The following is a 454-nucleotide window of genomic DNA, read 5'->3' on the forward strand; positions in this document are numbered from 1 at the left end:
AGTGGCCCGCAGGGCCGAAAGGGGTCCATGGGCGGAAACGGCAAGCTGCTGCGAGCTGTCACCCCTTCAGTCAGCTGCGCTGACAGCTTCCCCAAAGGGGACGCCAAGCCTTCTACGCGCACGGACCTCATCCACCGCTGACGCGGTCCCCCTTCCCCAACGGGGAAGGCTTTGGGCTCGCAGCCTTCGGTAAACACACGAGCTGTACAAGATGCGCAGCCTTCCCCTCTGGGGAAGGTGGCAGCCGCAGGCTGTCGGAAGGGGCGGCTGCTCGAAGCATTGTATTGGCTCGATGAAAACGATACCTTCAGTTTCGCATTTCATTGAGCCGTAAAGCAGTTACCAGCAGTTTCCCCTATCGGCCCCCTGGGCCACTTCCCCCTAAGGGGGAAGCTCTGTTTCACAAAAAATCCTGAAGTGGTAAACTAAAACTGGACACTATGGGGGTAGAAAA

The organism is Mitsuokella sp. AF21-1AC (assembly GCF_003458855.1).
In the GTDB taxonomy this organism is placed as follows: domain Bacteria; phylum Bacillota; class Negativicutes; order Selenomonadales; family Selenomonadaceae; genus Mitsuokella.